This is a genomic window from Singulisphaera chitinilytica (assembly GCF_049331405.1).
GTDB lineage: Bacteria > Planctomycetota > Planctomycetia > Isosphaerales > Isosphaeraceae > PoT.
The window spans coordinates 986,633-995,890 of the sequence record NZ_CP186274.1; the positions used below are offsets into that span (position 1 = coordinate 986,633).

General features: G+C 64.0%; 15 protein-coding genes. 11 read left to right on the forward strand and 4 right to left on the reverse strand.

The window, feature by feature from the left end; translation table 11 throughout:
• Positions 1 to 19 precede the first annotated feature (19 nt).
• The gene (locus tag ACOYYX_RS03790) at positions 20 to 1,537 is read left to right on the forward strand and encodes a DNA methyltransferase (RefSeq protein WP_422928605.1); all 1,518 of its coding nucleotides are present in this window, start codon (positions 20 to 22) and stop codon (positions 1,535 to 1,537) included.
• A 418-nt stretch (positions 1,538 to 1,955) separates the two neighbouring features.
• Here the strand turns inward: ACOYYX_RS03790 and ACOYYX_RS03795 are convergent, their stop codons facing one another.
• From ACOYYX_RS03795 to ACOYYX_RS03805, 3 genes are all read right to left on the reverse strand, one after another.
• A complete protein-coding gene (locus ACOYYX_RS03795) occupies positions 1,956 to 2,357 on the reverse strand; it encodes a hypothetical protein (protein WP_422928606.1) in 402 nt (133 codons plus the stop codon).
• Positions 2,358 to 2,714: 357 nt separating this feature from the next.
• Positions 2,715 to 3,008 (reverse strand): hypothetical protein, encoded by a 294-nt coding sequence (locus tag ACOYYX_RS03800; protein WP_422928607.1) that lies wholly within the window; start codon positions 3,006 to 3,008, stop codon positions 2,715 to 2,717.
• Between the two features lie 23 nt (positions 3,009 to 3,031).
• Positions 3,032 to 3,385, reverse strand: coding sequence for a helix-turn-helix transcriptional regulator (locus ACOYYX_RS03805; RefSeq protein WP_422928608.1), 354 nt, complete (start codon positions 3,383 to 3,385; stop codon positions 3,032 to 3,034).
• 199 nt (positions 3,386 to 3,584) lie between these two features.
• Here ACOYYX_RS03805 and ACOYYX_RS03810 point away from each other — a divergent pair, with 199 nt between their 5' ends.
• The 10 genes from ACOYYX_RS03810 to ACOYYX_RS03855 all read left to right on the forward strand — a co-directional run bounded on the left by ACOYYX_RS03810 (position 3,585) and on the right by ACOYYX_RS03855 (position 8,674).
• Positions 3,585 to 3,794: a hypothetical protein gene (locus tag ACOYYX_RS03810; RefSeq protein WP_422928609.1), complete on the forward strand. Its 210-nt coding sequence runs from the start codon at positions 3,585 to 3,587 to the stop codon at positions 3,792 to 3,794.
• A gap of 169 nt (positions 3,795 to 3,963) precedes the next feature.
• A complete protein-coding gene (locus ACOYYX_RS03815) occupies positions 3,964 to 4,647 on the forward strand; it encodes a hypothetical protein (protein ID WP_422928610.1) in 684 nt (227 codons plus the stop codon).
• Positions 4,648 to 4,685: 38 nt separating this feature from the next.
• Positions 4,686 to 5,051, forward strand: a complete 366-nt coding sequence (locus ACOYYX_RS03820) for a hypothetical protein (RefSeq protein ID WP_422928611.1) — start codon at positions 4,686 to 4,688, stop codon at positions 5,049 to 5,051.
• A gap of 461 nt (positions 5,052 to 5,512) precedes the next feature.
• On the forward strand, positions 5,513 to 5,959 hold the full coding sequence (locus tag ACOYYX_RS03825; RefSeq protein ID WP_422923111.1) for a tellurite resistance TerB family protein: 447 nt from the start codon (positions 5,513 to 5,515) through the stop codon (positions 5,957 to 5,959).
• Complete coding sequence (locus ACOYYX_RS03830) at positions 5,956 to 6,117, forward strand: hypothetical protein (protein ID WP_422928612.1); 162 nt, start codon at positions 5,956 to 5,958, stop codon at positions 6,115 to 6,117. The genes ACOYYX_RS03825 and ACOYYX_RS03830 overlap by 4 nt, the downstream gene beginning before the upstream one ends.
• Positions 6,118 to 6,281: 164 nt before the next feature.
• A complete protein-coding gene (locus tag ACOYYX_RS03835) occupies positions 6,282 to 7,022 on the forward strand; it encodes a sigma-70 family RNA polymerase sigma factor (protein ID WP_422928613.1) in 741 nt (246 codons plus the stop codon).
• Positions 7,019 to 7,300, forward strand: coding sequence for a hypothetical protein (locus ACOYYX_RS03840; protein WP_422928614.1), 282 nt, complete (start codon positions 7,019 to 7,021; stop codon positions 7,298 to 7,300). The genes ACOYYX_RS03835 and ACOYYX_RS03840 overlap by 4 nt, the downstream gene beginning before the upstream one ends.
• Complete coding sequence (locus ACOYYX_RS03845; RefSeq protein ID WP_422928615.1) at positions 7,297 to 7,743, forward strand: hypothetical protein; 447 nt, start codon at positions 7,297 to 7,299, stop codon at positions 7,741 to 7,743. The genes ACOYYX_RS03840 and ACOYYX_RS03845 overlap by 4 nt, the downstream gene beginning before the upstream one ends.
• Positions 7,740 to 8,024, forward strand: coding sequence for a hypothetical protein (locus tag ACOYYX_RS03850; protein WP_422928616.1), 285 nt, complete (start codon positions 7,740 to 7,742; stop codon positions 8,022 to 8,024). Before ACOYYX_RS03845 ends, ACOYYX_RS03850 begins: the two co-directional genes overlap by 4 nt.
• Positions 8,025 to 8,203: 179 nt before the next feature.
• The gene (locus tag ACOYYX_RS03855) at positions 8,204 to 8,674 is read left to right on the forward strand and encodes a SpoVG family protein (RefSeq protein WP_422928617.1); all 471 of its coding nucleotides are present in this window, start codon (positions 8,204 to 8,206) and stop codon (positions 8,672 to 8,674) included.
• 345 nt (positions 8,675 to 9,019) lie between these two features.
• Here ACOYYX_RS03855 and ACOYYX_RS03860 read toward each other — a convergent pair whose 3' ends face one another.
• Positions 9,020 to 9,232 carry a hypothetical protein gene (locus ACOYYX_RS03860; RefSeq protein WP_422928618.1) on the reverse strand — a complete coding sequence of 71 codons (213 nt, stop codon included), beginning with the start codon at positions 9,230 to 9,232 and terminating at the stop codon, positions 9,020 to 9,022.
• Positions 9,233 to 9,258: the final 26 nt, after the last annotated feature.

A 9,258-nucleotide genomic window follows, 5' to 3' on the forward strand; every position in this document is an offset into this window, starting at 1 on the left:
CGCTGATGATGGGATGACGATGGCGAAGCGCGCGAAAGTCTTAACTAAATCGGCCACGATCGAAATAGCCCCCGGACTACCAACGGACAAGCAGGTCATTTATTGCGGCGATAACCTCGACAAGCTCAAGACGATGCCGTCGGGATTCGTGGACCTGATCTATATTGATCCCCCATTCAATTCGGATCGTAACTATGAAGTCTTCTGGGGAGAGCACAAGGAGAAGCGATCCTTCGAGGATCGCCACGAGTCTACGGATGCCTACTTAAGATACATGCTCCCGAGATGCGAGCAGCTCTACAGGGTTCTGAGCCCGACTGGCAGCTTTTACTACCATTGCGACTGGCATGCGAGCCACTACGTGAAGGTGATGCTCGATCGGATCTTCGGCGAGAACAACTTCCAGAACGAAATAGTCTGGCGGCGGACTGGCGCGCACAATGATCCGCGGCGATACGGCGCGAATTTCGACTCGATATTCTATTACACCAAGAGCAAAGTCAGGACGTGGAACCGACAATACACTCCGTACACGCAACACTACATAGACCAGAATTATAGATACAAGGATGAGAATGGTCGCCGTTTCCGCGTCTCAGACATGACCGCCAACAAGCCGGGAGGAGACGTGTCTTATGAGTGGACGACGCCCACCGGGCAGGTCGTCCGCCCGTACAAGGGCCGGTATTGGGCATATTCGAAGGAGAAGATGAAGGCGATGGAGGTCGCCGGGCAGATCTACTATCGCCGGACCGGGATGCCGATGCTCAAGCATTACCTAGACGAGATGCCCGGCGTCCCGCTCCAGGCCTTCTGGGACGATATCGATGGCGTGATCTCCGGCAGCGCCGAGCGGGTAGGTTATCCGACCCAGAAGCCCTTGCAATTGCTGGATCGGGTCATCAATGCCAGCAGCAACCCCGACGACATCGTGCTGGACGCCTTCTGCGGCTGCGGGACCGCCCTCGAGGTCGCGGAGAATCTCGGACGCCGCTGGATCGGGATCGACGTCTCGCCCACCGCCTGCCGCGTCATGTCGTCGCGACTCCAGTCGCGATGCGGACTCCGCGAAGGGCGGGATTTCTTCGTGCGTGACCTGCCCAAGACTCCCGAGCAGCTGATGGCCTACCCGCCATTTGAATTCGAGAACTGGGCGGTCAATGCCCTCAACACAGTCCTCGTCAACGGCCGCGCCATCGCCAATCGCGCCAAGGTCAACGATAAAGGTATCGACGGTCGGATCTATCCGATTAATGCGGACAGGAAGAAGGTCGCTGGCTTCGACCTGTTCGGCCAGGTCGACGACTGGTTGCCAGTCCAGGTGAAGCAGAAGGAGAAGGCGGGGCGGCAGGACATCGACCTTTTTGAGACGGCGATGCGGCGGCAGCACCGCGAGAAGGGGTTCTTCGTCTCCTTCGATTTCACGTCCGATGCCAAAAAGGAAATCGATAGGGTGAAGCGAGAGGTTGACGGGATGGAGATCATCCCCATCACCGTTGATGAGATCCTCGCGGAAGAGGTCAGATATCGCGTCTGAAGCTCACCGCCTCGCCGGGTAAGGAAGTCGAATCATCCTCCCGCGAGGCGGCCCATTCATTGGCGACACCATAACATATCACCGCGCCATCAATCCATGTCAATGTCGATCCGACTACCAGCCGACAAGCCGCACGCCGCCAAGCCCTTGCGTACGAAGTCGATGGTTTTACGGATTGTGCTTCAACGCATCAGTCGCGTGCGCAGCCCAGAGATTTCGGGATATTTCAGCGTTGACTTTGCCCCGGAAAGGCGTGTAAATTTTCAGTGTAGTCGACGCATGTACCCTATCATCTGGGCAATCCAAACAGGAGGTCCGCTCGCAGCGCTTGGCCTGGTGGCCCGTGCAGCTTGCCGATCCGGGCCGCTTGGGGCGGCAAGGGTTTGAGCTCGTCTTACCGGAGGATCGGCGAACGTGCTCAGGCCCGGGGAGGGCTGGCATCCCGGCTTGGCGGGAGCGGCGGCGGGGTTGAGATGCTGGGCAGGGGCGGGGGCTTCCTGGCCAGCTCTTGTGGCGAGGCGAACAGGTCCATGTCCGAATCGTGCCCGACTCCGGCCTTGCGAGCACTAGGCGGCGTCGACCAGGACTCGGGCGGCTGGGGGCCACCTTCATAGCCGCATCGCCGGCAGTTCCCCTTCTTGGGGGCGAGACGGCTCTTGCAGAGGGGGCAGTACCGAGACTCAGGCATGGACCATTTCAAATCGGAAAGGTTGCCTTCCATGTTAAGGAGGGTCAGGACGCCCCAGACCACGAAACAGGCCAGGCTGGCGACCATTATCAAGACGCCGGTGGCGGGGTCCCCCGCAGCGGCAAGCATCATCGGATTGCCTATCGTTAACTGATATCAAACTTAGTGATTAAGTAGTCCCGCTCAGCATCTTGTCGGGCCGCATGAAAGCGAATCGAGGTGGCAAGTATGTCCAATCTGCCTTCTTCCAAAACCCCACCCGATGCGACGATCCTGCCCACCGCGATAAGCTTTCAACCCAAGCCGATAAGGACTCGCTATGCTTACCTGCGAAACCCCGCCGGCACGATCACCGGGATCGCCCGAGACTGGAAAGAGGGGGACACGGCACGTTGCCGGCTCTGCCCGCTCGGCGAGTGCGTCGCGAGTGGCAATGGGTGCCTGCTGCTCTTTAACCGCTACATCCCGCCGAACGAGGTCGAGAACTTCTCAAGCGCCGGGTTCACTACCCAGCGTTCCGGAATCGGGATCGGCCCCGCCCTCGATGGTCCCGCCAACGCCCCGGACCTGGCCCTCGGATCCGAGCGAGCGGACCCGATAGTTCCTGTGGAGGAAGGCAAGGAAGTGCTCCGACTTCTCTTCGTCCAGCAGGATGGTCGTGTCGCCGAGGACGAGTTGGACGCGCCGGGAGTCATGCCCGGAAGGGCCGGCCTCGACGGTCTCGACGATGGCGCTCAGGCGGTCAAGGTTGACGGTCCGATTGTCGATTCGCAGCAGGTCCATCAGTCGTCCGCCAGTTAGGTTGGTCAGCCCACGTCTTTCTTGCTGCTCTTCATCTCAGGCAACGTCCCGCCAGCTCCGGACTTCTCCGGCCGCTGGTCCGGATACTCCCCCACGCCGATGAGCCGACGCCACGCCTTCACCGCCCCTATCTCGCGGACGATCCTCCGTATCTCCCGCTCGCACCTCAACTCCTCGGCGCCCGACGCTTCGACCTGGTCGTTGAACAGGTAATCCAAAGACACATCAAATTCGGATGCCAACTTGAGTGCCAGGTCAAGGCTCGGCACGTTGGCCTTCCTGAGCCAATTGCCCACGAGCGTCTGGGACACGTCGAGGCGGTCGCCGAGCCCCTTCTGGGACAAGCCCTTCTCGTCCATCAATTGGCGAAGCTTCGTCGAGAATTCCATCACTCCATAAGGCATTACCAGCATTCGGCTTACAATGCCTCCTCGGTGATTTTGACCGAAATAAAAAGTCTGACTGTTGACTATGAAAACCTAGGCTGCTACATTTCCTCTGTCGAAACGACGGTAACGCCGATGCCAAACGCAACAGCGGGTTCGAGCGAGGAATGCCATGGCCGAGAATGGATTGATGTCTTTCGCCGAGTCGGCGAGAGCACTGGGAATCCAAAAGCCAACCATTGCTGATGCGGTCAAGTTGCTCGGTTTGACACCAAAGAAAATGTCAAACGGCAAGGCCAAAGGACTGGACCAGAAGGACCGCAACACGATTCGGAAGGCCCTGAGGATACCCTCGAAACAGCAGCTAGCCGCCACCGCCTGACCACCGCCATATCGGCAAGTCAGGCATATCAAGGCAACGGACAGTCATTCGCGGGACGGCCTAAAAGATTAGCCGACCCGCAAAATTGAACCGATCGACGCCGCGGACCTCAGCGATCCAGGGTGGACGTGGAAGGAACGCGCGGAGCGAACGAAGGGGAGGGGTAAGCGTGCGGACGTTCCTGAAGCTGGGCGACAGGTTGGTGGACTTCGATAAGATCGCGAGGGTCGAGCTCGACGCGGCCGACGACGAAGAAGGGGCGGTCTTCATCCATACGGATCGGCATCGGGTTTCGTTCTACGACCAGGATGCGTCCATCCTTCGCGGCTTCTTCGGCCAGGGCGAAGCTCCCTGCTCCATCACCACAAGGCCCGGCGCCTGCCAGATCATCGACCTCACGCCCGTCGACGAACCCGCCCCACAGTTTGCCGCCGAGCCCGAGCCTGTCCGGCCCGCTCCGGAGGGGAAGCTCGCCGTTAGCAAGCTCACCGAGCACGACATCGCGAAGCTGATCACCGGATGCCTCGAATCGGCTGGCCTCGGCAAGTTCGAGATCTTCTCCTTCTCGCCCCTCAACGCCGTCGAGCTAGACGCGGACCAAGAGGCAACTAGGGTCGCCGCCGAAGAGTCGAGCCCGCAGGCCACCACAGGAGCCATGGCCGACCTCGTCCGGGAAGAATGCCTCGCCCAGTCAAAGTCCCTCCGCGACCTTGCGAGGGGTTACGTCGAGGGCCTCACGGGGCAGGGCATATCGGCCTCCGAAGTTCGCGACATTGCGGGGCAGATCGTCAGCAATCTCGCCAGGATCGCCGTCGAGGCCGAGGTCGCGGCCATACCTGCAGCCAAGCCCTGACCAGCACCCATCACCCCCAACCAACGAAAGCCCGAGCCATGACCCCGCAACCCGAAGACGATATCCGCGACCACTTCCGGATCGAGGCCCTCCGCATCAGGCTCAACGCCCGGCTCGCGAGGCTGGACGACCTCGAGCGACCGATCGCCGAGCGGCTGGCCACGCTGGTGGATGCAGGATCCAGGCGGACGTTCGCCGTCCACGGCGAGGCCGTCACGGTGGTCCACGGATACGACCACCCTCCGGCGATCATCCGGGGTTCGCTCGAGCCGATCGCGACGGTCCGCTACGCGATCGATGGGGCGGCCGACGGCGACGTTCTGCCCTGGCCGGATGAGACCGAGCTGAGGCTGATCACGGCGGAACCGAAGGGGTTCAAGCTCGCGGGGTCGCCGGGGGCGTGAGAGCCGGAACGCGAAAGGCACGGCCAGGGAAACCGGCATCGGGGTGGCCAACGCATCCGAACTTGCGGGTGTCACTTGCAAGGTTGGCCAGCGGGTTCGACTCCCGCACGTGCCATGGCCTGGGGGTGCTTCGGCACAGTGGGGGTAATGCCCCTCCCGGGCCTCCAATCGTGGGGTCCTTTCCGGCCAGATGCGACGCAAAACGCATGGGAGACCGGAGGTCTGGCCAACCATACGGGCCGTGACGGTTGATGTTGGCCTGGGAGCCAACGGCAGCTCAATGAGCCTGGGTAAGGCACGCGGCAGCGACGTTACCACCGTGTTTCCCCTCAAGGGATAGGTAAACGACAAGCACGGGAGATCGACCTGCCCATGTGTCGGTTCGATTCCGACCAGCCGTCATCTGGCCCGCTCAACGTCAGAGCGGGTCATGTCTAGAGATGAGCAGGGGAGACAGGTTTATGGGGTTCCTGGACAAGCTCAAGTCGTTCGCGTCGGGGACCGGCCTCGGGGCCGAGTTCGCCAAGATACGGGACCGTGCCGCGGTCAACGCCACCCTGGCGGCCATCGCCCTCGTCGCCGGGGCCGACGGCGACATCGAGCCGGCCGAGCGGAAGGCCGGGGCCGACTTCGTCCGCAAGGGCGACCTCTTCCAGTCCTTCGACCGCGAGCAGCTCGCCACCACGCTCGAGGGCTACTACTCCAAGGCGACCAACGAGATCGCCAAGCAGGACCTCTTCGACGCGATCGGGAAGGTCAAGGGGACCGACTACGCCCGCTCGGTGGTCAAGATCGGGATCGGCATCGCGGGCGCCGACGGCGAGTTCGAGCCGCAGGAGAAGGAGATCCTCCGCGAGGTCTGCCTGACCCTCGGCCTCAACCCGGTCGACTTCAAGGGGCTCGCATGAACCCGGCCAAGGTCGCGTTCCTGGTCGGCGTCGCCCTGGCCCTCTCGCTGGCCATCGTGCTCATCAACGCCTTGCCGCTCATCTTCGACGTCCTGACGGTCTCGGTCTGGACGCTGGGCGGGATCGTGTTGGGCCGCAAATCAACCGCCTGGTTCTGAACCATGCTCCGCAAAGGGCGATGGAGGCGGCCCGGGAGTCAGCCGGCGAGTGTCCCGGTGCCCGTCAAAGTTAACCCCGGCCAACGTGACAACCCAGATGCCTACTCAGCCTGCCGGGCAGGCCAATGCCCGGCAGGTTTCACCCCACACAACAGGAGACGACCGTGCTAGCGACCCAGGAAGCGAGGATCGGCGCAACAAAAAAGGGTGGGGCGCCCGACAGCACCCCACCCACCAACGAAAGCACAGGCGATCAAATTATAGCACAAGAGAACGTCGAGGCCAGCCCCGGCCTCACCCGGGCCCAGCAGGCCTTGTGCGAGGCCCACTACAAGCGGGCCAGGCGGATCGGCCGGGCGTTCGCCCGCAAGTATCCGCAGTTCAACATCGACTGGAGGGGGGCCGTCCACGAGGGCCTCGTCCAGGCCGCCCGGACGTACCGCCCCGACAAGGGGGCCTCGTTCGAGACCTACTCCCGCCAACGCGTCGAAGGCTCGTGCTTCGATTTCATGCGTCGGGAACGCCTCAAGGGCTACGGCCGGTCGCGCGGCTACGAGGGGGCCCCGAAGCTCTGGAGGCTCGAGGAGGCCGAGTGGCTGCTCAGCGGCACCCGCAAGGTGCTGGGCGCGCGGCGTCCGCTGCTCAAGGCCCTGACCTCCGACGAGCCCCCGGTCGGCTCGGCGATCGAGGCCGAGGAGTCCGCCGAGGAGGTCCGCCGCCTGACCCGCTGCCTCCGTCGCCGCGAGCGGGAGATCATCCGCCGGTACTACATCGGCGACCGCCCGACGTTCGCCGAGTTGGGCCGGGACCTGGGGCTCTGCGAGTCCCGCGTCTGCCAGCTCCACTCCGCCGGCCTCGAGGAGCTCCGCCACGAGATCGAGGCGGGGAAGGGGCGTGCGGCATGAACGTCATGCAATGCCTGCGGATCTTCGGGCCGATCGGCGTCCACGACATCGCCGATCGCGGCGAGATGACCCACAAGGAGGCTTTCGGCGAGCTCGGCACGATGCTCGTCATGCGGCTCGCCGAGGAGGTGCGTGAGGGCAAGTTCGACCTCACCGAGGCCGGCCGGCTCGTCTACGAGCGGCTATTCGCGAAGAAGGAGGACGACCAGGTCGAGCTCCGGTTCGCCGATGACGGGGCGGGATGCGTCGGGGTCGCCGTGCTGGAGGGCCTCCGATGATCGAGCAACTCATGGAAGTCCTCGCCCGCGAGGAGCAGACCCCCACCGGCCTGCGGAGGACGCTGCTCAAGGGCCACTCCGACGCGTGGATCCGGTCCAGGCTCGACGCCCTCGTCAAGTCGGGGCACCTGCTCCGGCGGGACGAGGTCCGGGGCCGGCACACCGTCCTCCACTACCGGGCCTCGAAGCGACGGCCTCGCATCGAGTCGGCCAAGGTCTCGTTCGAGGCGAAGGCCCCGAACCTCCGGGCGCTCCGGGCCAAGCAGGCCCAGGAGGCCAGGGCCCTCGAGTCGCTGCTCTCCAAGGCGAACAGCCGCATCGAGGTCATCGACCGGGACGTGCCCTTCAGGGAGATGCCGCCGAGGCTGCGTAGCCGGGCCCTCACGCGTTCGTTCGAACGACGCGATATCGCGAAGCTCACGGCGGAGGCCAACTGGCGATGAGCATCATGCGTGGCCACCGGGCGTTCGTCCAGCTCACCAAGGTGGGCGAGTGCAACGAGAGCGGCAAGGAAGTGCTGTCCTTCAGCCTCAAGGGCAAAGCGATCGCCGACCCCGACCGGGCGATGGACCTGGTCATCGGGTTCATCCACAAGCTTCTGCCCCACGCCCACTACTCGTCGTCCAAGGCCCTGCAAGCCGACCTCAAGCGGCTCAAGGCCTACATCGACGGGATCGGCGAGCAGAAGCCGAAGGACGATCCCGAGAAGGAGCAGCCCAAGTGAAGTCATCCGCGACGACGAGGGTGGCGAGCCGCCACCGCCCGGACGATCGGGAGGCCCTCACGCCGGGCCCGCGGTGCGACTCCGCCGCCGTCGCCTCCCCGGGCAGGACCGCCCGGGTTCACTCGAGACGCGGGGACCGACGCCCCGCCCGCATCCAACGAAAGCACAGGAGCACCGAGATGGAAGTCACCGAAGTCAGGGTCAAGCTCACGAACGACCGCACCGACCGCAAGGAACGCCTCCGCGCCTTCTGCTGCATCACGATCGACGGCGTGTTCGTCGTCCGCGACCTGAAGGTCATCGAGGGGGTCAACGGCCTCTTCGTCGCCATGCCGTCCCGGAAGATCGGCGACCGCTGCGGCAAGTGCGGCGTGAAGAACCACCTGCGGGCCCGATATTGCAACCACTGCGGCCGACAGCTCGACGAGCATCGGGCCCCCCGGGATTCCGAGGGCCGGGACAAGCTCTTCTGCGACATCGCCCACCCGATCGTCCCCGGCGCCCGGGCCATGATCGAGCGGGCCGTGGTCGAGGCCTACCGCGAGGAGCTCGTGCTGGCCAGACAGCCCGGCTACGTCAGCACGTACGACGACATCGACCACGAGCACGAGGTCGCCTTCGCCCGCATGGCGATGCGACGCTCGGCCTGACCGCGACGACACATCGGTACTGGACGCCGAGCAAAGGACTGCGACGCGTTATTGCCCCGGCCGGCCCATCCCGCCGGCCGGGGCGAACGAGACCAACGAACGACGAGGGGGACAGATGCTTCGGCTTGCGGCAGAGGCAAACAACGATGGTCGGTGGGAGGCTGGGCTGCGGTCCGGCCACAGGCCCAGCTTGCCCCGGCAAGTCCAGGTTCGAGCCCTGGCCGTCCGCTCTGAAGGGGGCCGCCGTCAGCTATACTCGATTCACAGCCAAGCAGAGGGCCGTTCCCTCGCGTGGCTTACCGCGTCCCTGCTCGGGGTGGAAGCCGGGCAGGGCGCGGGCCTATCTCACCGTTCAGGCGGGGCCTCGCGTCCCTCCGACTGGGCCATGAACACCAGGGCCTGGTCGATCAGCTGGCTGGGCGTCGTCCGCTTATCTCTCGCGTACTGGACGACCCAGTCTTTGTATGCCTGCCGGCACTTCAGCGCTATCAACGCTTCGCGCGGCCCTTCGGGCGTGGGCTTGGGTCCGGTCTTCTTGGCCACGGCGACGGCTTCCATCGGTCACACCCCCCGTAAAGCGGGCG